Source organism: Nonomuraea sp. NPDC004580 (assembly GCF_040609855.1).
Lineage (GTDB): Bacteria > Actinomycetota > Actinomycetes > Streptosporangiales > Streptosporangiaceae > Nonomuraea > Nonomuraea salmonea.
Genome location: NZ_JBEXLH010000028.1, coordinates 35,991 through 57,611, shown reverse-complemented (window position 1 = coordinate 57,611; position 21,621 = coordinate 35,991). Strand labels below are relative to the sequence as shown.

38 protein-coding genes are annotated in these 21,621 nt (G+C 69.5%); 4 read left to right on the top strand and 34 right to left on the bottom strand.

Annotated features, from left to right (window positions below):
• Window positions 1-40 precede the first annotated feature (40 nt).
• The 33 genes from ABZW11_RS26490 to ABZW11_RS26330 form a co-directional block, all read right to left on the bottom strand.
• Entirely contained in the window at window positions 41-829 is a 789-nt protein-coding gene (locus tag ABZW11_RS26490; protein WP_355422183.1) for a site-specific DNA-methyltransferase, read from the bottom strand.
• The gene (locus ABZW11_RS26485) at window positions 822-1,271 is read right to left on the bottom strand and encodes a hypothetical protein (RefSeq protein WP_355422180.1); all 450 of its coding nucleotides are present in this window, start codon (window positions 1,269-1,271) and stop codon (window positions 822-824) included. Before ABZW11_RS26485 ends, ABZW11_RS26490 begins: the two co-directional genes overlap by 8 nt.
• A complete protein-coding gene (locus ABZW11_RS26480; RefSeq protein WP_355422177.1) occupies window positions 1,268-1,948 on the bottom strand; it encodes a hypothetical protein in 681 nt (226 codons plus the stop codon). The genes ABZW11_RS26485 and ABZW11_RS26480 overlap by 4 nt, the downstream gene beginning before the upstream one ends.
• A complete protein-coding gene (locus tag ABZW11_RS26475) occupies window positions 1,945-2,163 on the bottom strand; it encodes a hypothetical protein (RefSeq protein ID WP_355422174.1) in 219 nt (72 codons plus the stop codon). The genes ABZW11_RS26480 and ABZW11_RS26475 overlap by 4 nt, the downstream gene beginning before the upstream one ends.
• A 580-nt stretch (window positions 2,164-2,743) precedes the next feature.
• Window positions 2,744-4,159, bottom strand: coding sequence for an AAA family ATPase (locus ABZW11_RS26470; protein WP_355422171.1), 1,416 nt, complete (start codon window positions 4,157-4,159; stop codon window positions 2,744-2,746).
• A 37-nt stretch (window positions 4,160-4,196) separates the two neighbouring features.
• The gene (locus ABZW11_RS26465; RefSeq protein ID WP_355422169.1) at window positions 4,197-4,637 is read right to left on the bottom strand and encodes a winged helix-turn-helix domain-containing protein; all 441 of its coding nucleotides are present in this window, start codon (window positions 4,635-4,637) and stop codon (window positions 4,197-4,199) included.
• A complete protein-coding gene (locus tag ABZW11_RS26460) occupies window positions 4,634-4,843 on the bottom strand; it encodes a hypothetical protein (RefSeq protein ID WP_355422167.1) in 210 nt (69 codons plus the stop codon). The genes ABZW11_RS26465 and ABZW11_RS26460 overlap by 4 nt, the downstream gene beginning before the upstream one ends.
• Entirely contained in the window at window positions 4,840-5,166 is a 327-nt protein-coding gene (locus tag ABZW11_RS26455; RefSeq protein ID WP_355422164.1) for a hypothetical protein, read from the bottom strand. The genes ABZW11_RS26460 and ABZW11_RS26455 overlap by 4 nt, the downstream gene beginning before the upstream one ends.
• Entirely contained in the window at window positions 5,163-5,543 is a 381-nt protein-coding gene (locus ABZW11_RS26450) for a WhiB family transcriptional regulator (RefSeq protein WP_355422161.1), read from the bottom strand. The genes ABZW11_RS26455 and ABZW11_RS26450 overlap by 4 nt, the downstream gene beginning before the upstream one ends.
• The gene (locus ABZW11_RS26445) at window positions 5,540-6,661 is read right to left on the bottom strand and encodes a ParB/RepB/Spo0J family partition protein (protein WP_355422158.1); all 1,122 of its coding nucleotides are present in this window, start codon (window positions 6,659-6,661) and stop codon (window positions 5,540-5,542) included. The genes ABZW11_RS26450 and ABZW11_RS26445 overlap by 4 nt, the downstream gene beginning before the upstream one ends.
• Entirely contained in the window at window positions 6,658-6,996 is a 339-nt protein-coding gene (locus ABZW11_RS26440) for a hypothetical protein (RefSeq protein WP_355422155.1), read from the bottom strand. The genes ABZW11_RS26445 and ABZW11_RS26440 overlap by 4 nt, the downstream gene beginning before the upstream one ends.
• The gene (locus ABZW11_RS26435) at window positions 6,993-7,424 is read right to left on the bottom strand and encodes a helix-turn-helix transcriptional regulator (protein WP_355422152.1); all 432 of its coding nucleotides are present in this window, start codon (window positions 7,422-7,424) and stop codon (window positions 6,993-6,995) included. The genes ABZW11_RS26440 and ABZW11_RS26435 overlap by 4 nt, the downstream gene beginning before the upstream one ends.
• On the bottom strand, window positions 7,421-8,056 hold the full coding sequence (locus tag ABZW11_RS26430) for a hypothetical protein (RefSeq protein WP_355422150.1): 636 nt from the start codon (window positions 8,054-8,056) through the stop codon (window positions 7,421-7,423). Before ABZW11_RS26430 ends, ABZW11_RS26435 begins: the two co-directional genes overlap by 4 nt.
• Window positions 8,056-8,307: a hypothetical protein gene (locus ABZW11_RS26425; RefSeq protein ID WP_355422148.1), complete on the bottom strand. Its 252-nt coding sequence runs from the start codon at window positions 8,305-8,307 to the stop codon at window positions 8,056-8,058. The genes ABZW11_RS26430 and ABZW11_RS26425 overlap by 1 nt, the downstream gene beginning before the upstream one ends.
• Window positions 8,307-8,489, bottom strand: a complete 183-nt coding sequence (locus ABZW11_RS26420; protein WP_355422145.1) for a hypothetical protein — start codon at window positions 8,487-8,489, stop codon at window positions 8,307-8,309. Before ABZW11_RS26420 ends, ABZW11_RS26425 begins: the two co-directional genes overlap by 1 nt.
• Entirely contained in the window at window positions 8,486-8,740 is a 255-nt protein-coding gene (locus ABZW11_RS26415) for a hypothetical protein (protein WP_355422142.1), read from the bottom strand. Before ABZW11_RS26415 ends, ABZW11_RS26420 begins: the two co-directional genes overlap by 4 nt.
• Window positions 8,737-9,174: a hypothetical protein gene (locus tag ABZW11_RS26410; RefSeq protein WP_355422139.1), complete on the bottom strand. Its 438-nt coding sequence runs from the start codon at window positions 9,172-9,174 to the stop codon at window positions 8,737-8,739. The genes ABZW11_RS26415 and ABZW11_RS26410 overlap by 4 nt, the downstream gene beginning before the upstream one ends.
• Window positions 9,171-9,527: a hypothetical protein gene (locus tag ABZW11_RS26405; RefSeq protein ID WP_355422136.1), complete on the bottom strand. Its 357-nt coding sequence runs from the start codon at window positions 9,525-9,527 to the stop codon at window positions 9,171-9,173. The genes ABZW11_RS26410 and ABZW11_RS26405 overlap by 4 nt, the downstream gene beginning before the upstream one ends.
• Window positions 9,524-10,696, bottom strand: a complete 1,173-nt coding sequence (locus tag ABZW11_RS26400) for a hypothetical protein (RefSeq protein WP_355422133.1) — start codon at window positions 10,694-10,696, stop codon at window positions 9,524-9,526. Before ABZW11_RS26400 ends, ABZW11_RS26405 begins: the two co-directional genes overlap by 4 nt.
• Window positions 10,693-11,556 carry a PD-(D/E)XK nuclease-like domain-containing protein gene (locus ABZW11_RS26395; protein ID WP_355422130.1) on the bottom strand — a complete coding sequence of 288 codons (864 nt, stop codon included), beginning with the start codon at window positions 11,554-11,556 and terminating at the stop codon, window positions 10,693-10,695. The genes ABZW11_RS26400 and ABZW11_RS26395 overlap by 4 nt, the downstream gene beginning before the upstream one ends.
• On the bottom strand, window positions 11,553-12,083 hold the full coding sequence (locus tag ABZW11_RS26390; RefSeq protein WP_355422127.1) for an HNH endonuclease: 531 nt from the start codon (window positions 12,081-12,083) through the stop codon (window positions 11,553-11,555). The genes ABZW11_RS26395 and ABZW11_RS26390 overlap by 4 nt, the downstream gene beginning before the upstream one ends.
• Window positions 12,080-12,346, bottom strand: coding sequence for a hypothetical protein (locus tag ABZW11_RS26385; RefSeq protein ID WP_355422124.1), 267 nt, complete (start codon window positions 12,344-12,346; stop codon window positions 12,080-12,082). Before ABZW11_RS26385 ends, ABZW11_RS26390 begins: the two co-directional genes overlap by 4 nt.
• Window positions 12,343-12,546, bottom strand: a complete 204-nt coding sequence (locus tag ABZW11_RS26380) for a hypothetical protein (RefSeq protein WP_355422121.1) — start codon at window positions 12,544-12,546, stop codon at window positions 12,343-12,345. Before ABZW11_RS26380 ends, ABZW11_RS26385 begins: the two co-directional genes overlap by 4 nt.
• Entirely contained in the window at window positions 12,546-12,689 is a 144-nt protein-coding gene (locus ABZW11_RS26375; protein ID WP_355422118.1) for a hypothetical protein, read from the bottom strand. Before ABZW11_RS26375 ends, ABZW11_RS26380 begins: the two co-directional genes overlap by 1 nt.
• A complete protein-coding gene (locus ABZW11_RS26370; protein ID WP_355422115.1) occupies window positions 12,689-13,126 on the bottom strand; it encodes a hypothetical protein in 438 nt (145 codons plus the stop codon). The genes ABZW11_RS26375 and ABZW11_RS26370 overlap by 1 nt, the downstream gene beginning before the upstream one ends.
• Window positions 13,126-13,503 carry a hypothetical protein gene (locus ABZW11_RS26365; protein WP_355422112.1) on the bottom strand — a complete coding sequence of 126 codons (378 nt, stop codon included), beginning with the start codon at window positions 13,501-13,503 and terminating at the stop codon, window positions 13,126-13,128. Before ABZW11_RS26365 ends, ABZW11_RS26370 begins: the two co-directional genes overlap by 1 nt.
• Window positions 13,503-13,832 carry a hypothetical protein gene (locus tag ABZW11_RS26360; protein ID WP_355422110.1) on the bottom strand — a complete coding sequence of 110 codons (330 nt, stop codon included), beginning with the start codon at window positions 13,830-13,832 and terminating at the stop codon, window positions 13,503-13,505. The genes ABZW11_RS26365 and ABZW11_RS26360 overlap by 1 nt, the downstream gene beginning before the upstream one ends.
• Entirely contained in the window at window positions 13,829-14,071 is a 243-nt protein-coding gene (locus ABZW11_RS26355) for a hypothetical protein (protein WP_355422107.1), read from the bottom strand. Before ABZW11_RS26355 ends, ABZW11_RS26360 begins: the two co-directional genes overlap by 4 nt.
• Window positions 14,071-14,421 carry a hypothetical protein gene (locus tag ABZW11_RS26350; RefSeq protein ID WP_355422104.1) on the bottom strand — a complete coding sequence of 117 codons (351 nt, stop codon included), beginning with the start codon at window positions 14,419-14,421 and terminating at the stop codon, window positions 14,071-14,073. Before ABZW11_RS26350 ends, ABZW11_RS26355 begins: the two co-directional genes overlap by 1 nt.
• Window positions 14,418-14,756 carry a hypothetical protein gene (locus tag ABZW11_RS26345; protein ID WP_355422101.1) on the bottom strand — a complete coding sequence of 113 codons (339 nt, stop codon included), beginning with the start codon at window positions 14,754-14,756 and terminating at the stop codon, window positions 14,418-14,420. The genes ABZW11_RS26350 and ABZW11_RS26345 overlap by 4 nt, the downstream gene beginning before the upstream one ends.
• Window positions 14,756-15,172: a hypothetical protein gene (locus ABZW11_RS26340; protein WP_355422099.1), complete on the bottom strand. Its 417-nt coding sequence runs from the start codon at window positions 15,170-15,172 to the stop codon at window positions 14,756-14,758. The genes ABZW11_RS26345 and ABZW11_RS26340 overlap by 1 nt, the downstream gene beginning before the upstream one ends.
• The gene (locus ABZW11_RS26335) at window positions 15,169-15,660 is read right to left on the bottom strand and encodes a hypothetical protein (RefSeq protein WP_355422096.1); all 492 of its coding nucleotides are present in this window, start codon (window positions 15,658-15,660) and stop codon (window positions 15,169-15,171) included. Before ABZW11_RS26335 ends, ABZW11_RS26340 begins: the two co-directional genes overlap by 4 nt.
• Window positions 15,661-15,750: 90 nt before the next feature.
• Window positions 15,751-16,179, bottom strand: a complete 429-nt coding sequence (locus ABZW11_RS26330; RefSeq protein WP_355422094.1) for a helix-turn-helix domain-containing protein — start codon at window positions 16,177-16,179, stop codon at window positions 15,751-15,753.
• Between the two features lie 278 nt (window positions 16,180-16,457).
• On the opposite strand from ABZW11_RS26330, the gene ABZW11_RS26325 reads away from it, so the two are divergent.
• The 4 genes from ABZW11_RS26325 to ABZW11_RS26310 all read left to right on the top strand — a co-directional run bounded on the left by ABZW11_RS26325 (window position 16,458) and on the right by ABZW11_RS26310 (window position 20,048).
• Window positions 16,458-16,925, top strand: a complete 468-nt coding sequence (locus ABZW11_RS26325) for a hypothetical protein (protein WP_355422091.1) — start codon at window positions 16,458-16,460, stop codon at window positions 16,923-16,925.
• Window positions 16,926-17,042: 117 nt separating this feature from the next.
• Window positions 17,043-17,486: a hypothetical protein gene (locus ABZW11_RS26320; RefSeq protein ID WP_355422088.1), complete on the top strand. Its 444-nt coding sequence runs from the start codon at window positions 17,043-17,045 to the stop codon at window positions 17,484-17,486.
• 21 nt (window positions 17,487-17,507) lie between these two features.
• Window positions 17,508-18,644, top strand: coding sequence for a tyrosine-type recombinase/integrase (locus tag ABZW11_RS26315; protein WP_355422085.1), 1,137 nt, complete (start codon window positions 17,508-17,510; stop codon window positions 18,642-18,644).
• 501 nt (window positions 18,645-19,145) lie between these two features.
• Window positions 19,146-20,048, top strand: a complete 903-nt coding sequence (locus ABZW11_RS26310; RefSeq protein WP_355422083.1) for a CAP domain-containing protein — start codon at window positions 19,146-19,148, stop codon at window positions 20,046-20,048.
• A gap of 108 nt (window positions 20,049-20,156) precedes the next feature.
• On the opposite strand, the gene ABZW11_RS26305 is transcribed toward ABZW11_RS26310, so the two are convergent.
• Window positions 20,157-21,557: a sugar porter family MFS transporter gene (locus tag ABZW11_RS26305; protein WP_355422080.1), complete on the bottom strand. Its 1,401-nt coding sequence runs from the start codon at window positions 21,555-21,557 to the stop codon at window positions 20,157-20,159.
• Window positions 21,558-21,621 lie beyond the last annotated feature (64 nt).

The following is a 21,621-nucleotide window of genomic DNA, read 5'->3' as shown; positions in this document are numbered from 1 at the left end:
AGATCACCTCTACTTGTGCGGGAACAGCTATTCTCGAAAGTTACGGAGCGTGAGATTCGCCCTCGCCGGTGATGGTGAGGAGCGGGGTCTGCGAAAGGCGGCGGGCGGCCCGCTTGGCGTACCTCTCATCGGCTTCGATGCCAATGGCGCGGCGGCCGGACAGGCGGGCGGCTTCGAGGGTGGAGCCGGACCCGGCGAACGGGTCGACGACGAGGCCGCCTGGCGGGCAGGCGTAGCGGATCAGCGGGTCGAGCAGTCCTTCGACAGGCTTCTCGGTTGGGTGGATGCCGCCGTTGCGGTGCATAGACCGAGCCCGCAAGATCGTGGTTCGGAAGCGGGTGCCGTCGTCGCTCCATGATCCGGTCTGATACTCGCCGCGATGGTAGATGTCCTTACGGCCCTGCTTTACGATCCTGCCGCGCTCGACGACTCCTGTTGTGATGCGCTGGGGTTCCCTGTGCACATCGGCCCATCTGCCGACATACCAGTGCAAGGCGTGCTCGTGGATGCGGCGGAAACGGTCGGCGTCCGGGCCGGTAGCGTTGTGCTTCTCCCACACGACGTCCTGGGAGAGCTTCCAGCCCGCGTCCTCGAACTCCCGCCCGTGCTGCAGGAACATGCGCATCGACCCGAAGCACCACAGGCTCTTGGCCACGTCGGCGGCGACCTTGACCCAGCCGTCCGGCCACCGGTCCCACTTCAAGCTGGTCTCGCCGTAGGGCGGATCCGCGAGCACCAGGTCAGCGGTCACGCCGAGGGCGGGCAGCACGTCACGCATGTCCCCGACGTAGAGGGACACGGTGTCGTCGGCGAAGTACGGCTCAAGCACGGTCGCCTGCCTTTCCGGCGAGGTCGAACAGCGGCACCATCTCGAACCGGCTCAGGTCCACCGGGTCCGGCGCGGGCGGCGGTTCGTACTCGATCGGGTGGCAGCAGTCGCACCGGCACACCTCGCGGCAGATCCGATCGGCCAGCCACACGGCGGTGACACGCTCGTCCTTGGGCCACAGCCACCACTGCTTGAGCAGGCGCGGGTGGTAGAGGTACGTCTCCGGCCGCAGTTCCCAGTCGGCGGGCGGCTCGGTGCAGGTGCGGCACTGGCCGCCCTGGTGGGTGCTGTGCTGGCAGCGGTAGCAGGGGTGTTGGCAGCGGCACCGCAGATCTTTGTCGTACGACGGGCAGCACCAGGGGCGGGTGTGGTTGCTGTCGACCCAGCCGAGGATGATGTGCTCGTACACCCAGGCGCCCTCTTCGACGGTCATGCCGGTCACTGCTGGCCTCCCTCTCCCGCGATGTCGAGGAGGACGCCCGGCACGACCGTCGGCACGAGCGCGCGCTGCGACGGGGACAGCTCCAGGGCGTCGAGGATGCGGCTGATGGCGCCAGCAATGAGCTGACCTTGGGCTTCAGCAAGGCGAATCTCGCGGTCGGCGATCCCCATGTCGTGCGCGGTCTTGGCGAACTTGACGACCCGCTCCCGCTCCTTCTCTTCGAGGAGGGTGAGCCCGCGCGCGGCCTCACCAGTCGCGAAGATCCCGATGTCCTTCACACCCGACCGGGTGTGCCCGATGAGGCCGGCGCCGGGGCCGAGGTCGGGGTCGTCGCCCAGGCCATGCCCGCCGTCGCTATGGGCGTCGGCCACCTGCTGCTCCAGCAGCGAGGCGTACAGGTGGAACCTGGCCCAGCTCACCTGGAGCATCTGCATTACGGCCTCCGACGGCGTCACCTCCTGGGCCCCGGTCGCGCGCCACGCCGACAGGGCGGCGCCCTTCGCCTTCAACACCTCCCGCTTCTGGCCGCCGTGCGTCTTGCACGCGTTCGTCCCCCTGATCGCCAGAGCGTGGCAGCGAGAGGCGGACCGCTTGGACTTCTTCGAGCACTCCCACCGGCCGCCGTGCTGCTCGCAGCGGACGGCGCCGGCCTGTCTCATCAGGTCGTCGTTGCTCATGAGGTCGGCTCCGGTTCGTGGATGGTGAGCAGGTAGGGCTTGCCGCAGGGTGCGGTGCGCCAGGGGTGGTCGGTGGGGGCGTGGGCGTGGTGGTGGTGGCAGTGGGGGCAGTCGGGGACGTGGAGGTGCATGTAGCCGGTGTTGGGGCTGATGACGATCCAGGCGTCGGCCTTGGTCAGGGTGATGCAGATGTCGGCTTTGTAGGGCTGGTTCATGTGGGTGCAGGTGGTGGCGCAGTGGGGTGTGCAGTGGCCGTTGCCGTCTTGGTGGTGGCAGGTGAGGCAGTGGGGTTCGCAGTCGCCGGTGATCGTGGTTTTGGGGGGTTGGCGGTGGCGTGCTGGGTGGGGGACTGGGGCTGTCCGGGACCCCGTCCCCTCTAAAGAGGGGAGGGGACGGGGACAGGTCCCGGCCTTGCTGCCCGCCTCAAGATCGTCCCCGTGTCCCCGGGCTGTCCCATTTTTGGTGGGGGGTTTGAGCTGGGGTTTTGCATGATCGTCCCCGGGGGTCCCGGGCTGTCCCGGATTGGGCATACCAGGGAGGGGTATCAGCTCTATCTGATCTACGTTGTATAGGGGGCGAGGCTTTGACGTGCGGTTTCGACTCGTTTTCATGATCGTCCCCATGCTGTCCCCTGATCTTGGTCCGAATCGGGACATGCTGTGACCTGCGGTGCGAGAGTGTAAGGTGGGGGTATAGGGCACTTTTCAAGATCGCTGATTTTCATGATCGTCCCCAAAATCGGGGACGGACTGTCCACAGGTTTATCCACAGGCTTGATGCGAGTCAGGGCCATAGTCAGAAACCCGCCTTCCGCGCCGCGATCGCCTGCGACAACACGTCATTGCGCGCCTTGATCCCCTGATCCGCCAACGCCTCCCGGCACACCTCACGCGACGCGTCCAACGGCACCAGCAGCTGCTCCAACACCTCCACGATCTGCGCCACCTTCGGCGGCAACCCACCCGCACCCGCCTGCACCTCATGCCTCAGCGGATCCGCCCGCCGCCGCAACTCGATCAACGGCACCCCGTGCTGCTGCCGCGCCATCTCCCGCTTCAGATACAGCTGCGACTCCGTCGTCTTCACCACCAGCCACACGGCGTCCACGTCCGCGTTCTTCGCCGACGAGCCGCGCTGCCCCTTCTCCAGGTCCTTACCGGAGTGGTCCAGCCGCACCACGCTGATGCCCATCCCCTTGAGCGGGGCCAAGGCGTGCCGGTACAGGTTGGCGAACGTGTCCGCGTCGTTCTCGCTGCCTTCGATCACCCGCGACACGGTGTCGACCACGACCAGGACGGGCTGGTGGTGCTTGGCGAGCGCCACCATGTGCTGCCCGCCGGCCTGGCTGTCGAGAGCGGGCAGGTTGGGGAAGCTGTAGTAGATGAGGTGCTGTTGCAGCAGCGGGAAGTCGGGCGGGCCGTAGCCGAGGTTTTCGAGCCGTTCGACGATGTCTTCCTCGCTGTTTTCGATGTCGATGTACATGACGGTCATGGGCTCCTGGGCGGGCTGGCCGAGGACGGGCCGGCCGGTGGCGAGGGCGGCGGCCACCTCGAGCGTGAGGAGGCTCTTGCCGGCTTTGGGCGGGCTGTAGATGGCGATGGAGCGGCCGCGGGCGATGAGGGGTTCGACGAGCCAGGGGGTGTCGTCGGGTTGGCGGGCGAACGCGGTTTCCCAGTGGATGGGGGTGTAGAGGCCGGCGAGGGCGTTGGCGGTGCCGGCGTTGGTGCCGGCGACGTCGCCGAGGGCCTTGGCCAGTTCCTCCTGGGCGGCGGCGAGGGCGTCGTGGACGATGTCGGCGTCGGTGGCGTTGGTGACCCATTGGAGGCCGCGTTGGAGGGCTTGGAGTGCGCGGCGGGTGGCGGCGTGGCGGGCGACGATGCCTGCGTGCCAGGTGGGGTCTCCGGCGAGGGGTGCGTTGCGGTAGAGCTCGTAGAGGTAGAGCTGGCCGCCTTCGGGTTGGAGGGTGGTGAGGGTGCCGTCGCGGGTGAGTTTGTCGGCGACGATGACGGGGTCGGTGGGGCCGTCGTGGTCGGCGAGGTCGAGGATGGCGGCGTAGATGGTTTGGTGGGCGGGGTTGAAGAAGGCTTGGGGGTCGGGTAGGGCGGCGCGGATGTGGTTGACCACGTAGGGGGTGGTCATGCAGATACCGAGGACTGCGGCTTCTGCCTCGCGGTCCCAGAGCGTGGAGTCGTGCTGGTGCTCCGTGATCAACCGGGGTCCCCTTGGTGCTGGTGCGGAGGTGGATGGGTCAGGTGCGGGGCGGGGCCGGTCTTCGGTGGCCGGGGGTGGGGCGGGCGTAGAGGGTGAATACGGCGGTGGCGCCGTGGTCTGCCTGCCTGTGCCAGTGGACGACGTCGTACGCCTGCCCGTTGATCTCCACGCGCTGGGTGGGCGCGGTCACGTGCCGGCGTGGCAGGCGGAACCCGACGCCGCGGACGCTGACGATGTACTGGTACGGCGGGGTGTCGCCGAGTTTGCGGCGGAGCGCTGCGGCGAGTTCTTGGACTTTGCGCTGGGTGCGGTCGTTGAGTGGTTCGCCGTAGATGGCGCGGGTGAGCTGGCTGAAGGGGACGGCCCGGCCGTGGTGTTGGGCGAGGTGGGTGAGGAGGTCGTATTCGCGTTGGCCGAGGGAGAGCATCTGGTTGCCGTGCCAGGCGCGGCGGGCGGCGGGGTCGATGCGGATGGTCATGTGGTTCTCCGGAGTCCTCGGAAGGGGCGGACGACGATCCGGCCGTCGGGCAGGCGTACGGCGGCGTTGCGGGGCGCTCCGGGCGGCGGCGTGACCCAGTGCAGCCATGGCGGGGCGGGCGGGAGCGGGCGGGCCCGTGACGGCAGCACGAAGGTGTGCAGGACCGTCACGGGCTCTCCGCGGAGCAGGTAGGTGCGGCCGGTCATCGCGTGCTCCACCCCTGCGGCGTGGTGTCGAGCGTGCGCGACTTGCACGTCATCTCGTCCAGGCGCTGCTCGAGCGCGGCCGCGTGCCGTTGGGCGGCGCGCAGCTGGTCGTGGAGCGGGTCGCGCCGGATGGTGTCGAGCTGGTCGCGGAGCTGCTGGTTGTCGGCGCGCAGGGCGTTGGTGATGGTGCGGGCGTCGGCGAGCTGCTGGGTGAGGGTGTTGTTGCGTTTGGCGAGGTCGGCGAGCTGGTCGCGGAGTTTCGCGTTCTCGGCCCGGGTGTCGGTGAGCGCGGTGTGGAGCTGGCGGCGGGTCCAGGCGGTCATCGGGTGTCGGCTTTCTGCTTGCGCTTGGTGTGGGTGCGGTGGTCGACGCAGGGGCGGCAGGTGTTGCGCCTGCTGGGTTTGCCTTCGGCGTTCTGCGCGTACGCCGAGAGCGGCTTGACCTCGCGGCAGGTGTCGCACTTGCGGGGCGGCTCGCGGTCGAGCAGGATGCGTTCCCGTTCGGCGAAGGTGAGGGCGGCGACGACGCCGTCGGGTCCTTCGTGGATGGGGATGGACAGCACCCAGTCGCGGCAGGCGGGGAGGACGGGGCAGCGGCGGCAGGTGGCCTTCGCGGTGTTGGGGTCGGCCATGAGGTGGGGCCGGTCGGCGCACAGCCCGACGCCGTCCCAGGGCGGGGTGTAGCCGAGGAGGCTGGTCATTCGCTGCTCTTTTCGGCCGCGATGACGATGCGCTCGTCCGCGCGGATCACTGACTCCCAGCACTGGCCGCACGCGGTCTGCCCGATCCGACGGCGGGTGGTGTGCTCGCGCGCCTCGCACAACCGGGTGGCCTTGCGCGCGAGCGGGTGCGTCGTCGTGAGGTAGTCGGGCTCCCACGACCACGACGCGGGCTGCTCGCCGCTGCTGGCCGCGCGGGCTTCTCGCGCCTTCTTGCGCAGGCGGCGGATGGCGTTGAGGGCGTCGGTCACCGTCAACTCTCCGGAGCGGACCCGCTCGCGGGACGCCTCGTCGAGCTCCAGCAGGGCCAGCGACGCCGACACCGTGCCCTGGGGGATGCCGGTGCGGGTGGAGATGAGCGCCCCGCTGTAGCCCTGGTCGCGGAGCCGGCCGAGGGCTTCGGCTTTCTCCATGGGGTTGAGGTCGCGCCGTTGCACGTTCTCGACGAGCATCACTTCGATTGCGGCGGCGTCGTCGACGTCGTGGCGTACGACGGCGGGCACGCTGGTGAGTCCGGCTTCGAGGGCGGCGGCGCGGCGGCGGTGTCCGGCGAGTAGTTCGTAGTCGCCGGGCTTTCCGGGTTGGGGCCGGACGGTGACGGGCTGGAGCAGCCCTTGGGCGGTGATGCTGGCGGCGAGTTCGGTGAGGTCGCCGAGGTCGTCGCGCACGTTGTGCGGGTGGTCGTGGATGCGGTTGAGGGGGAGGTCGGTGACGAGGGTGCCGTCGATGGCGGCCCGGCCGGGTAGCGGTGCCGGGTTGGCGGTGGGTGCGGGTTGCGCGGGCCGCGGCTTGGGTGCGGGGCGGGCGGCGGGTTCCTGGAATTGGATGGTGCGGGGCGCTTCGGCCTCCTGAAGGAGGTTGCGGGCCCATTCCAGGAGGTCGACGGGGACTTCGTCGGGCAGCTGCGCCTTGTACTGGGGGCGGCCGGGGTTGTAGACGCGGCCGTTTTTGTCGACGAGCCAGCCGGGCTGTTGGCCGATCAGCTTGCGGACGGCGGTGATGGGCCAGCCGGAGCGTTGGGCGACGGCCTGCATGGTGTGGCCGGCGACGAGGAGGGCGAGGACGCGGTTGGTGTCGGTGTGCATCGTGGTGGTGGTCATGCCGCCTCCGTTCGGGTTGGCGCCTGGTCGGCTTGCTGGGCGCGCAGGGCGGCGGCGTAGCGTTCGACGGACCGCTCGGAAACGCCCAGTTCCCAGGCGATGGCGCGCTTGCTCATGGGCGGCCGGAGCTGGGCGAGGGCGCGGTAGCGGTCCATCATGCGTTGGCCGTCGGACCGGGCTGGCTGCCATGGTTCGGCGGTGCCGGCGGTGCGCGGGAATTGGTCGAGGGTTCCGCGGCGCTGGTGGCGGCTGTAGCAGACGCCGTCGAGGTTTCGGGCGTGGTTGAGGCCGGGTTTGCCGCAGTCTGCGCAGGTGATGGTGCGTCGTCTGGTCATGCTGCGCGCCCCTGGGTGAGCGGGGTGATCTGGAGGTCGTGGTCGAAGCCGCGCAGGTATGTCTGGATGTCGGCGAGGGTGGGGTTGCTTCCGGCTGCGAGGCGCCGCTCGAACGCGGTGATGGTGTGGGCGCGGACGTTGCGGCGTTGGGCGAGGTCGCGCGTGCGGATCCGGGGGCGCCGGACCTGGGCGAGGTCGGGGAGCACGTCGGTGAGCGGTGTGGGAAGGGCGCCTTGGCGGGTGATGATGAGCTGGCGGCCGAGGAGGGTGGCGTAGCGGATGTAGGGGTGGATGCGGGGGCTGTAGCGTCCGGAGTCCCAGGTGCTGATGGTCCAGAGGGTGACGCCGAGCTGGTCGGCGGCGTGGGGTTGGGTGATGGCGAGTTGGCGGCGGATGTTGCGGAGTTGCTGGTGGATGGGCTGGTTCACCGTGCCACCGCCTTGGGCCAGGCGACCTTGGCAATGGCGTCGCGGTGTGTCTTGGGCAGGGTGACGATCGGGTGGCCGAGGGCGTCGAGGCCCATGGCCCGCAGCCACCAGGCGTCGACTTGGTTGTCGTCGCGGAGGTCGAGGCCGGCGCGCTGGTAGAGGGCCATACGCATGTCGGGTTTGGTGGCGTTGCCTTTGCCGGTGGCGTACTTCTTGAGCGTGGCGGGCGGCACGAGTGCAAAGGCGCGCGCGTGGTCGTAACAGGCGAGGCGGATGACGCCGTGGACCATGCCGAGGGCGGCGATGGCGTTGGCGCGGACCGGTGGCAGGTCTTCGATCACGATGAGGTCTGCGGCGGCGATGTCGCCGGCGAGCCAATTGCGGATCTCGGTGAGGCGTTCGTCTCCCTTGGCGGTGGGCCGAATGGTGCTGGTGCCGGGGCCGCTGAGGTGGCTCGGGAACGCGATGCCGGTGGCGGTGATAGACAGGTCGAGGCCGATGACGTGGGGGGTGGTGCCCGAGGTCGCGCTCGGAGGGCAACCGTGCGCGGCCTCGGGGGTTCTTGGGGTGGCCGGGGCCCCACCCCCGATGGTGGGGGCCCCGGTGGTCTGCGTGCTGTTGGTCTTGGTCATCACGCCTCCCAGAGACGCGTAGAAGAAGAAGGGGAAGGGGCGGGGGCGGGCTGGTCCTGGCCCCTCAGCAGGAGCAGCCCGACCACGATCAGCAGCGCGCCGAGCACGGCCACCGTGGCGACGAGCGCCACCAGCCACGCCTCACGACGGCGCGCGGCGGCCACGATCGTGGGGAGCACGTAGCGGGGCTCCACGTCCGCGACTTCGTCGCGGAAGGCGCGGGTCAGCGCGTTCTCGTAGTAGTCGCCCATCAGGCACCCTCGAAGAGGCGGAGGATGTGCGGCGGCCACTCGCGCGGGTGACGGCGCATCCACGACGACCCGGGTACGGGGTTCTGCGTCTCGACGCGGTGCGTGTGGCGGCGGCCCCGCGCCACGCCCTTGAGCGCGGCCCGTCGGGTCTTGCGCCACACGCGGGTGCCTTCGGGCCTCATGAGGGATCACCCGACCCGCGCAGGACGTCGGCTTCGTCGTCCAGCCCCTGCGCGAGCCGCTCGTCCCACCAGCGCTCCCACATGGCCGGGTCGCGGGCGAGCTGCCCGGCGACCCTCTGGCGGTGAGCGCGCAGGGCGGCCCACCGGCGCCGCTGCGCACGCCGCTTCCGATAGGTCGGGTTGAGGAGGTAGCCGGCCAGCGCGGCCACGACGGCGGCAGCGCACGCCGCCATGCACAGCAGGACGATCACAGCTCGCTCACCTCCACCGGCAGCGCCGTGTCGCGCAGGTCGAACCGCTCCAGCACCTGCCGTGCCTCCGTCAGCACCTCGGACAGCTCACCCATGTGCCGCGCCCGCACCGCGCGCACCAGCAGCCCGCGGAAAGCGTCACGGTCGTCCTCAGCGCGTCCCCTGGCGGCCTGGTGGGCGCACTCCAGCGGGTCCTCGTCGCAGCTGCACTGCGGGCCGGCCGGGGCGGGCAGCCCGTACGCGGCCTCCAACACGCCGGTGACGACGGAGGCGGCGGCGGCCAGGTCGCGTGACCAGGCCGGGTCGTCGATGTCGAGCACCAGGTCTGGGCCGAGGGTGAGGGGGACGACGGGGTTGTCGAGGTCGTCGCGGACGAGTTCGCCGGCGACGGGGTGGCCGAGCGGGGTGGTGGTGGTGCGTCGCATGCGGGTCATGCCGCACCGTCCTGCTCCGCCTGAGCGGCCTCAGCGAGGGCGAGCAGCTCGGGCAGGGCGTTGACCGCCTCGACGATGAGCTCGGCCATACGGCGCCGCTCGTCGTCGTCCTCGTCCTCGCCCTCGTCCCACGTGTCCAGCTCCCACTCGGCGACCAGGTCGTTGCGCATGTACGAGCCGGGGGTGCTGTAGCCGACGATCTCGCCAGAGCATTCCCGGCTGACGTGCGTCAGGGCGGACTCGCGCCAGATCTGCATGTCGCCCTTGCAGTCCGACAGGAACCAGGGGAGGTCCCCGACGGAGTCGAGTAGGTGCTTGAGGTTGGCGACCTTCTCGGGGGTGATCTCGGTCATCGGGTGGCCTCCACGGCCTCGGTAGCGGCCGAGGCACCCTGCTTCGCCTGCCGTGCCTGCTCCTGCGCCGCGATGGCGGCGTCCCACGCCTCCGTCTTGCTCTGGCAGTCGCCCAGGATCACGGCGACGTCGGCCAGTTCGGCGTCCGTGACGTCCGCCGGGCGGGTGATCGTCCGGCCCAGCAGCAGCGACAGATCCCGCAGCCGGTCCGCGCCGGACATCGGCTTGTCCATGCCGTCGAACAGTGCGCCGATCTTGTTCTCCAGTTCGGCGCGCTGCTGCGCCCGCTCGACTTGCTGCTGCTTCAGGTGCCCGATCGCCCGGTCCGCCTCGTCGGCGGTCAGCGTCTTCGTGGAGCCCTCGACCGGCCGGCCGAGGAACTCGGTCAGCCACGCGAAGCGGGCCTGGTCGTTGAGGGTGGTGGAGCCCTTGCCGGTGTGCGCGGTGACGCCGCACTCCGTCATGAGGATGTTCAGCGCGCGCAGCTGCGCCGTGTTCGCCGGCGGGGGCGCGGCCGACGTCTGCGCTTCGTCGGCCTGGGGCGCGGTTTCGCGGCGGATGATGTCGCTTGCGGTGGCTCGGCCGTTCACCGTCACCTCGGCGCTGTACTGCGTCTCGGTGTCGAGTTCCTCGGAGGCGTACGGCATGGCGTACAGGACGTCGGAGGCGATGAGGCGGCAGATTTCGCCGGTGGCGCGGGCCACGAGCATGGTGCGGGGCTGCCGCTTCCATTCGCTCTTGCTGGTCAGCCCGAGCCCCTCGGCGCGGGCGAGGTCCCATTCGACTTGCTGCCACTCGGTTTCGCCCTTGCGGCGGCCGCGCATGACGCAGCGGGTGTCGGTGGATTCGACGACCTGCACCGTGTGGCCGTGCGACTGGACCAGGCCGCGCATGGCGTGGGCGCGCAGGCCGGGCGTGCCCTGGATGATGTCGATGCTGCGCAGGGTCGCCATGGGCGGCAGGCCGAGTTCCTGCCCGGCGAGGATGGCGGCGGTGATCTCCTGCGGCTTGCCGCGCAGGGTGGCCGGGATGAAGCTGGAGCGGGCGAGCACGACGGCGATCTGCTCGGCCTGCTGGGCTTCCATGGCGAACTGCACGAGCGGGCTCGGCTGGGCGACTGCCAGCTCGTGGCCGCGCTGCTGCTGGTTGGGGATGGCGAGTTCGGTCACTGGATTTCCTCGGTGATGGCGTCGGTGGCGGACCACGCGTCGGTGGTCCAGCGGGGCAGGATGATGGGGGCGATGTCGTCGCCGTAGCCGGGCCAGATGCCGGTGGCGGCGCAGTCGGCGTACAGGTTGAGCGCGCGCTCGTTCCGCTCCCGGCCGGCCTCGACGTCGTCGGGGTCGAGCGCGACGACGTTGACCAGGTACGGCGCCGTCTTCTCCTGGAAGACGAAGACGAACAGCGGGTCGTCGTCGAGGCCGGCCGCTGTGACGGCGTCGCGGTACCAGGGGTCTTGCATGAAGTAGCCGTAGGTGGCGATGGTCTTGGCGACGGCATGCCGGGATGCGGCGGCCGTGGTCTTGTAGTCGGCGATGACGAACCGGCCGTCGCCGCAGTTGGGGACCCAGTCGAGCCGGGCCCGTCGCCACACGCCCGTCGCCGGGTCCTGCCAGATGAACGTCTTCTCCGCCTCGCCTTCAACGGGATCGAACAGAGGACCGGCGAGGGGGTGGCGGCGGATGGCGTCGGCCATGTCGTGCACCATTTGCCAGTCGGCGCGTTTGAGCGGGATGGCGCCGCGCTTGCGGATCTCGGCGACCTTGGCCTTGGTGTCCTTGTCGTCCCAGCGTTCTTTGTCCACCAGTGCGAGTTCGGGTCCGGCGCCGAGCACGAGCTTGTGCGCGGCGGAGCCGACCTCGAAGTGCTTCTTCGTGGCGGCCGGGTGGTCTTGCTGCCACCGGTACTTGGCCGGGCCGCCAGGCTGCAGCAGCAGCCGGGCGCCGGAGGAGGACAGCGACCCGCCGGGGACGGGGTCGCTGAAGTAGATTTCCTCGGGCATGTCGTAGATCCCTGGCGAGGTGATCATGTGACATCACCACGCGGGAAGTTCAGGCGGGCGAAAGCACCCCATGCCGCGAGCGCCGCCGCGTCATACGCGCGCGCCGCCTCCTCCTCGGATGCGTATCTTCCGAGATTCCTGCAGACACCGCGATGGTTGATCTTCGATTGCCACTGGTTGCGGGACTTGTCCCAGCTGACCCCCTTGAACCGGGAAGTGTGCGCCCCTCCGTCCGGGCGGCGGGGCTTCCACATGTTGGCGCGGTTCTGCGAGGGCGTCGCGCTCCGCAGGTTGGATCGCCGGTTGTCCAGCCCGTCACCGTTGATGTGGTCGGTCTCGAACCCCTTCGGCGTGCCGGCCACGATCCGGTGCATGTACACCGGTCGGCTTCCGTCGAAGGCGTAGGCGTCGACCTTGCCGTTGTGCCCTCGGAGCACCCGCCATTGGTAGGCGGCCAGGAGGGGCGAGTCGGCTGCGTCGATGATGGCGGTGTAGCCGTCGTTGAGCTGGATCGTCTGGGTGCCGGCGGCGAGCCGGTCGAGGGTCGCGGTCACTGGGCCGCGCCCTCGCTGGCGATCTCCGTGACGTGCACCAGGTGGCCGAACCCGGCGTCGTCCTTGCCGTAGACGACGTCGTTGTCCACCGGCAGCCCGTCCGAGCTGACCCGCAGCGCGTACAGGAAGGCGGCGGGGGTCTGTGACACCTGCCAGGATTCGCCGGCGGCGCGGTCCCACCAGTCCTCGACGCGGAGGGTGCGGCCGTCTTTGAGGGTGGCGGCCTGGCCGGCGAGGGCGTGTGGTGTGGTGTGGATGCTCATTGGTCGTCCTGTTCGTCGAGGTAGGTGCGCTCGGCGTCGGGGCCGATGTCGGGGCCGCCGCGCCACGACGGCCGCTTGGGCTTGGTCGTGGCGGGGAACGGGTCGTATGGGTGGCCGAGGTCGCATCCGGCGGTGGCGAGGTATTCGGAGATCTCGTCTTCGCTGGGGAGGCCGGGCCATTCGGGTTCGAAGGTGCTCATCAGCAGCTCCGGCAGGTGGTGGTCGAGCGCGGGTTGATGTGGCCGTTGCGGCACATCCAGGTGGACGGGGTGCCGGGCGGCAGCCACGGCAGGCCGGGCTTCTTGCCGCCGTTCTTGGGCGGCGGCGGCATCTTCTTGGCCATCAGGCACGCCCCTCGTTGCAACCCCCACGGCAGTGGCGGCCGGGGCATTCACAGGTGAGGCCCTGCTGGTCGGATCGCGGGCGGTGCGTCCTCGGCATGCCGTCGCCTCGCTTCTGCACGTCGCGCGAGCAGACCGGGCAGGCCATGCGAGGGCGTACGGGTCTGCGCGCCTTCGACGTCCAGCCGTTGCTCTTGGCCTCCTCGCGGGGGAGCCCGAGTTCGGCCAGGCATTCCTCGACTTGGGGCCACCAGAAGACGAAGCTGCGTGGGCTGTCGGTTGAGAGCGGGATGGCGAGTGCGGCCAGCTTGGGGTGTCGGTGGAGCCAGTTGGCGACTGCTGCGCGGCCGACGCCGGTGCGGCGTGCGATCTCGGCGGAGGTGACGAGATGCTGGCTGATCAGTTCGTTGGTGCCGGGCGGCACGAGGAAGTCGGCCATCACGCACCTCCGGCCAGGGCCACGACGGCGGGCCGGAGCTCCGCGACCGGCACCAGCTCCATGTGCTCCGGCTCCCGCGCGTAGGGGGCCAGGTCCACGAGCCCGCCGCCGGGCCGGCCGACGGTGGGGAGCATGCGGATGCCGGGCCGGTGGATCCACGCGGTGTGGTCGTCCTCGTACTCGTGGAGGATCCACGCGCCGGTCTGTCCGGCCCAGACGACGGGCGTGCCCTTGGCGAGCTGGGGCGGCCGGGGCTCGGCGAGCCGCTCGGCCACGGGCTGCTCGATGAGGGGTCGGCAGGTGGGGCAGAGGTAGGTGCCGTGGCAGCGGGTGGTGTCGGTGCGTCCGCAGGCGGCGAGTTCGCAGAGACGGCCCATCACGCACCGCCTTCCGGGGCGAGGAGGCGGCGCAGGTGGTCGGCCGCGCTGGGGTGGATGACGTCGCCCAGCTCCCACTCGTCGATCAGCGCGAGCGCCCGAGCGGTCCGGTCCTCGGCGGCGCGCAAGCTCGCGGTTACCTCGCGGAGCCGCACCAGGACCGGGGCCATGCACTCGCCCATGTACGAGGTGAGATTGAGGCAGTGGTAGTCAGCGCCACGGCCGGGCTCGGGGTGAATGTGGGTGGTGCGGTTGAGCACCGAGTCGGCGAGCTGGTCGATCAGCTCGTCGTTGGCGGCGGGGCCGGTCAGACGAGGGAGACGGCTCACAATCCCTCCCCGTGGTGGATCACGCCAGGGATGTCCTTGACCGCGCTGCCGGTGGCCCGCAGCGTCTCCAGCGTCTGCATGGACTCCTGGTGCGGCTGGCCGAGGATGGTGCGGAGCCGCCCGATGGAGCATCCGCAGACGGTCCAGGTCTGGAAGAGGGCGCCCCCGTCGGGCTGCATCTCGGCGAGGGTGAGGTGGACGTCAGGGTGGCCGGGGCCGGTGTGGTCGATGGGCGCCATCAGCCCTCACCCCCAGCCGTGGGCGTCATGGTCGGCGCGTTGGCGTCGATGAGCGGCAGCACCCACTCCGGCAGGTCGGCCTCACGGCTGGTCATAAGGCCCTGCTCGTGCGGCGACCAGTCGTTCGTGGTCTTCCGGAAGCGGTGGCCGAAGAACATCCAGATCAACTCCCACTCGCCGCCGCGCCAGGTCCAGATAAGCCGGAGCCGGGTGGCGCGCATGGCGAACGGGCGCGGGCTGGCGGCCTTGGTGGTGAGCAGGAGTTCGCTGGTGATGGCGAAGTTCGCTTCGTACCTGGCGGGGCTGCTGTAGGGGCGTTCGCCGCGCAGTTCGAGGTCGGGGGTGTTCATCGGCTCTCACCTCTCGGCACCTGCACCGGCACGATCGTCGGGCGGACTGTCCAGTCGAACGGGCGCACGTCGGCGCGGTCGGCGGCAGCGCGCATCTCGGCGGCCACCTCGTCGCGCGGGTGCGGCTTGGACCAGGTGTTGAGCCAGGCGGCGTCCGGAACGTGCGCGGCGAGCTGGTCGAGCGCGGCCTGCGCCAGCGCGTACGACGGGGCGGCGGCGGCGAGTGCGTGGTGGACGTCCGTCCTGACGACCTTCGCGTGCGGCAGAGCGGCGACGCGGTCGGCTGCGGTTCGCAAGACCTTGCCGACGGTGGCGGCGGTGATCGTGGCGGCCATCACACACCCACCCCGAGCAGCGCGACCGCCAGCTCGTCCGTCGGCTCACGGAACGGCACACCCAGCCGGGCGGCCACCGCCAGCGCCTGCTCACGCAGCTCGGCCAGCGGCAGCCAGTCCTCCACGTCGTGCACGAGGACCGGCGAGCCCGTCTCGTGCTCGGTGATGCACAGGCGGGGCCGCCTCTTGCCGGTGGCAGGCTCGACCGGCTCGATCGTCACGTAGTGCTCGCGCGCGGCGAGCTTCGACACGTGGGCCAGGACGCGGCCCTCAACCGTGACGCCGGACAGGGTGCTGCCGAGCCCCATCAGGCGGTAGTCGCCGTGAACGTTGACGACGATGAACGCCAGGCCCTGATAGGTGCACTGAGTGCCGCGCCCGAATGGCGTGCCGGCGGCGGGGCGGAGGTTGCTCATGCCGCACCGCCTGCGGGCTCGTCGGTGGCGAGGATGGGGTGGCAGACCCACTCCACGTCCTCGATGACCTCGGTCCGCTTCACCGTCGGCAGAGCCGCCACCGCGTCCGGGTCGGGCTCCTCGATCTCGACCTCGCGGGTGCCGACGACGACCCGCTCGCACACGTCCTTGCGGTACGCGGTGAAGGCGATGTGGACGCCGTGGAGGGTTCCCCTCATGTCGAAGTAGCCGTCCTCGCGCGGCGCCTTGTCCATCGGGATGCCGAGCGCGCGGCGGGCGGCGGCCATCTCGGCGCGCGGGTCCTGGGCGTCCAGGAAGTGGAGCGTCATCGCCATGTACGGGCCGCCCTGCCAAGGCAGCGGCAGGTCGGGGTTGGCGTCGAGGGCGTCGGCCAGGGCGCGCAGGCCGGCCGTGTAGGCGGCGCGCCTGGCGCTGGCGGGGTCGGTGTGCTCAGCGGTGCTGGGCTGGTCTGGGATGATGGAGGTCATCTCCATCTGCTCCTCTCGTGTAGAGACTCGGTGAGCGGGTGGGGATTTCGGGCCCTCGTCCGGCGGCATCCGGGTGGGGGCCCGCTTCGTTCAGCGGGCGGCAGCGGCCTCGCGGCTCTTGATGAACTCGTCGATCGCCGTTGTCTTCACTCGGGCCATCGGCTTCTTCGAGCCGCGGCGGCCCACGTAGACGACCGGCAGGTCGCCGTCGGCGACGAGCCGGTAGGCGTGCGTCTTGGACACGCCAAGCGCTTTGGCTGCTTTGGGGATGGTGAGCAGCACTTCTTCCTCCTCTCCGTTGGAAGAATCTTCTTCCGTCCGTGGCGAAAAAAGGGTCCCGGCGACGCATCCCAGGGCGTTCTCGATGCCTTCCGCTGTCGGCCTGCTGCAGGAGATGCGGCGGCCAGAGCACAGGTAGGCGATGAGCTGCTTGGTGACTCCGACCTCGGCGGCGAGGGTGACGGTGGTGTACCGGCCTCGCATGAGCGCGTTGAGCGCGTCACGGTTGCGGAGGATCATCTGGGGGCGTCCTGACACGGTGTGCAACCTCCTGGAACGCCTGGGGACGTTGGAAGAATTTTCCAACAGCTTAGGGCGGGTGCATCCTGTTGTCCAGTGGCTGTCGCGATCCGGTCACATGTAGCCGGATGGATCTGGTTTGATTACCCCGATCTTGTTGTCCGAGGTGTCTCGTGGATACTTGCTGTCGGCGACTTGTTGACAGAAACACCCAACAGGCTGTCGGACGGCAAGGGGGGATTGCAGTCAAGGCGAGGGCTACAGAGAGGCGTCACACGATGTCGCCGCACACCCATGAGGACAGCGCCACCGAGCGCCCCCTCAGTGACCACGTCCAGGCATACCTGGACCGGACAGGCCTCAGCAGGCGCACGCTTGCCGAGCAATGCCGCGACCCCGAGACGGGTCAGACGCTCAACCACACCTACATAGGAGACCTGGTCTCCAACCGCGTGCCGCGCGCCCCCGAAATGTGGCGGCTACGCGCCCTAGCAGCGGGAACACCGGGCGAGTCCATCGCCGACGGGTCCGACGACTACCGCCGCCGGCTTGATGCGCTGAAGCGCATGGCCGCGATTCAGTGGCTGGATCTGGGTGACGTGCTGCGCGTGGAGACGGGCAGCGGGGCGTGGATCACGGTGCATGTCCCGGAGTCGCTGTCTGACCGGCGCAGGCAGACGATTGTCAGGATGGCGGAGGATATGGCGGCTGCGTTTGACGAGGAGGAGCGCCAGTCGGGTTCCTAACCTCAGGGGTACGAACCGGTAACTCGGCGGAAGAATTTTCAACCATTCCGTTGTCTGCGGGGTCACACTATTCCGGCACGCCCCAAAATACGCCCCGGATGTCAAAGGTGATGATCCATGGCAGTACCCTCGCTCGCCTCGCTGTCCCCTCACGGTGGAACGATCCGATTCCGCGCCGTCTCCCCCCTTCTCCTCCCGTTAGGCCCGGTCTCCGTCCGCTCCTGCTGCGGGATCATCTCCTGGAACATCGACGAGCGGCAGATCGACCCGCTCATCGGGGCGGCGTTCGCCAGCTTCAGCCAGTCCGTCCTCGACGGGTTGCAGCTGCCGCTTCTGCCGGGGTGCCGCCGGCCTAACCGGGTGCGTGTGCACAGGGAGCATTCGCTGGGCGGGGACCAGCTCATCAAGGCCGACGTCAGCCGCACGATCGACGTGTTCGTTCCTGCGGATCTGATGACGGAGGAGGTGGCGAAGTTCATTGGGCTGCACGGGACGGAGGTGCTGCGGTATCTACTGGCGACGATGCCGGTGCTCGGCGGCGGCTGGTCTGTCGAGCCCTGAGCGAGCGGAGGAGCACAGCGTATGGCGTCGTACAGGCGGTTACCGTCCGGACTCTGGCAGGCCACGGTGTGGCTGCCGTCCGGTAAGCGGATCACCCACACGGACAAGTTCAAGAGTCGCGTCAAGGTGTGGGCGACGGAGCAGGAAGACAAGATCGCCAAGGGTCGGCGGATCAACCCGAACGCGGGGAGAATCACCGTCGGGCAGTGGCACATGAAGTGGTGGCCGGCCCGGGTCGTGGAGGAGGAGACCCGGCGCGGCGACGACGCCCAGCTCCGGCTGCGGATCCTGCCCTATTGGGGGGAGTGGCCGCTAGGGGAGATCGGCCGTATCGACGTGCAGACATGGGTGCGCACGATGGAGCAGCAGAAGGTGGGGCGGCAGGCGATCCGCCGCTCGTACAACCTGTTCGCGACGATGCTCGGCGATGCCGTGCTGGAGGAGCTGATTCAGGTCAGCCCCTGCCAGAAGATCGACCTTCCGGCGACGCCGCCGAAGGCGCCGAGCTGGTTCACGCGCGCGCAGGTGGATGAGATCGTGTGGCGGCTGCCTGCCACGCACGCGGCGATGGTGGAGCTGATGTGCTACACGGGCCTGCGGTGGGGTGAGGCCGCCGCGGTGGCTGGTGCCGATCGGGAGGACGAGACGGGCAACCCTATCGACTGGCTACGCGGCCGCATCAAGGTGCGCGGGTCGCTGACGCAGTACGGGAAGTGGAAGCAGTACCCGAAGACGTCGAGCTCGCGGCGTGAGGTGCCGGTGCCGCGGCATGTGCTGGACATGCTGGCGCCGCTGCTGGAGGGCCGGGCCGTTGACGCGTGGGTGTTCGTGGCGGGGCGGCGGTCGCCGAAGACGGGGGAGCGGCCGACGTTGTCGGGGGCGAATTTCCGGGTGGTCTGGTACAAGGCGATCGATGCGGCGGCCGGGGATGGGGTGGAGGTGCCTCGGTATGACGTTCATGATTGCCGTCATACGGCGGCGTCGTGGTTGGTGCAGCAGGGGGTGCCGTTGTATGACGTGAAGGCGTTGCTGGGGCACTCCAGCATCCAGACCACGCAACGGTATTCGCATTTGGCGCCGGATGCGCATGACGCGGTTGAGGATGCGTGGTCGAAGATTATCGCGCATCAGGCGCGCATGGCGGCGTCTGGCTCGTGATCGCGAGGCTGTGACCTGGGGGTTTGCGTTTTCGATGTGCTCCCGATGACCCACCACGTGGAGTGCGTGGCGCTGCTGGTTCGCGAGGGCAAATCTCCGTCATGAGACATCTGAACCCGCGCTGAGGGGGCAGGTGCCCCCGGCATGAGGTTCGGAAACTGGGACGTGCGACCGCTGGGCGGCTGGATGGGCTGCCTGGCCATGATCGTCGTGTCCGTGCTGCTGTCGATCCTGCTGACGATCGTCATCAACCTGCTGCTGTGATGTGGCGGGAATCTCATTCGCCCGGATGACCGGCCTCCGCGCGCTCTGACGCGGAGGCCGGTTCTCGCGTGCTCATAGGGGTTTCGGTACGACCGCACCGGCCTGCACAGACGCCTCAGGGATCACTTTGGTTTACAGCTGAGGGTCCCAAATGTCTCCGATCGGATGACAAATCGGTATCGGTCCCGACAGAATGCGTTGCCATCCAGCGTCTACCGCAACTGGAGGAAACCCCCTATGCGTAGACCCCTTGGGGTACTCGCCGCCGCCGTCAGCCTGGCAGCGATCGCCACGCCACTCAGCGCGGCACAGGCTTCCGCGGCTACGGAGGCGGCCACGGAGGCGGCCACGGAGGCGGCTCGGTGCCGCGTGAGCGTGGCCAAGCCGCGCGTCAGCGACGCGCTGAAGATCCAGTCCTCGGCCGTCCGCCGGGGCTGCTTCACGGACGCGCTCATGCGCATCCGCATCAAGCGGGCCGTCCCCGGTGCCGACCCGGTCGTCAAGAGCGGGGCCACCAGGAAGGGCCGCCTCACGCTCGCCCTGGCCTGCAAGCCGGGCACGTACTACGCCGTCGCCACCGACTACCGCGGGCACACCGCGAAGTCCAGGCCGGTCAAGCTCACCTGCACCCCCGGTAGCGGTACGCCGACGCCCGTCCCCTCGCCGCCGGCGACCGGCACGCCGACCCCCAAGCCCGGCAACCCGACCGCCGCGCCCAGCACGCCGCCGCCCGCCAACGGCGGCGGAGTCGGCAGCACCGAGGAGAACGAGGTCGTCAGGCTGGTCAACACCGAGCGGGCCAAGGGCGGCTGCCGGCCGCTCCAGCACAACGCACAGCTGCACACCGCCGCGTACGGCCACTCCGCCGACATGGCCGCGAAGAACTACTTCGACCACACCTCGAAGGACGGCCGCTCGTTCATGGACCGCATCAAGGCGGCCGGCTTCACCGGCGGCAACGCCTGGGCCGAGAACATCGCCATGGGCCAGCGCACGCCCGCCGAGGTGATGAGGTCCTGGATGAACAGCGCCGGGCACCGCGCCAACATCATGAACTGCAAGTACACGCTCATCGGAGTCGGCGCGGCCAAGAACTCCAAGGGCCAGATCTACTGGACCCAGGACTTCGCCGCCCGCTGATCCCGCCTGACCTGTCGGGCTCCCGCCAGGAGGGCGCTCGTGGCGGGGAAGGGGAGGCCGCGCCTCTACCCGTCCCCGCCACGACGCACAGTGCCGTCCACGGGGCCGTCAGCCCATCTCTTCCAGCTTGCGGCCCTTGGTCTCCTTCACCCACTTGCCGACGAACAGGAACGACAGCACGGCGAACAGCGCGTACGCGGCGTACGTCAGCGGCAGGTTCCACTCGGCCAGCGCGGGGAACGACACGGTGATCGCCCAGTTGGCGATCCACTGGGCCGCGGCGGCGACGCCCAGGGCGGCGGCCCTGATGCGGTTGGGGAACATCTCGCCGAGCAGCACCCACACCACGACACCCCACGACAGCGCGAAGAACAGCACGAACACGTTCGCCGCGATGAGCGCGATCGTGCCCTGCGGGCCGGGCAGGGAGACCGACTCGCCCTGGCCCTGCGCGAAGCTGAACGCCCAGGCCGCGGTGGCCAGCGAGATCGCCATGCCGGCCGAGCCGATCAGCAGCAGGGGCTTGCGCCCGATGCGGTCCACGAGCGAGATCGCGATGAAGGTGCCGATGATGTTGATGATCGAGCTGGAGAAGCTGATCAGCAGGGAGTCGCTCTGGTTGATGCCGACCGACTGCCACAGCACCGACGAGTAGTAGAAGATCACGTTGATGCCGACCAGCTGCTGGAAGGCGGAGAGCGCGATGCCGATCCACACGATCGGCAGCAGGCCCAGCGCCTTGCCGCGCAGGTCCCTGAGCCCCGGCACCCGCTCGGTGCGCAGCACGTGCTGGATCTCCGCGATGCGCTCGTCGAGGTCGGTGTCGTCGCTCTCGATCTCCGCCAGCACCTGACGGGCCCGGCTCGTCCGTCCCGACATGACGAGATAGCGCGGCGACTCGGGGATGTTCGAGGCGAACAACAGGAACAACAGGGCCGGCACCAGGCAGGCGCCCAGCATCCACTGCCACGCCTGCAGCAGCCAGATGTGGTTGTTCACGTCGCCGCCCGCCACGCGCGCGAACACGTAGTTGACGAGCTGCGAGACCGCGATGCCGAGCACGATGGCCAGCTGCTGGAACGAGCCCAGCCGCCCCCGGTAGGCGGGCGGGGCCACCTCGGCGATGTACGCGGGCCCGAGCACCGACGCCATGCCGATCGCGAACCCCGCCACCACCCGCCAGAACGCCAGATCCCAGACCGAGAACGGCAGCATCTGCCCGACCGAGCTGACCGCGAACAGCAGTGCCGCGACCTGCATCGACCGCGTACGCCCCCACCGGTCGGCGAGCCCGCCGCCCGCCCACGCGCCCAACGCCGAGCCCAGCAGCGCGATGGCCACCACGAAACCGATCTCGACCGGGCCCACCTGGAAATGACGCTGGATGCCGACCACGGCGCCGTTGATGACGGAGCTGTCGTACCCGAAGAGGAACCCACCGATGGCCGCGGCCGCGGTGATGAAGACCACGTGACCCAAATGCTCATGATGGGTGTACTGAGTAGCCATGCAGGTCCTTCCCCCAGAATGGTGGGGAGCTACCCGCTGATCACTCACGTATTCGGAACATCCG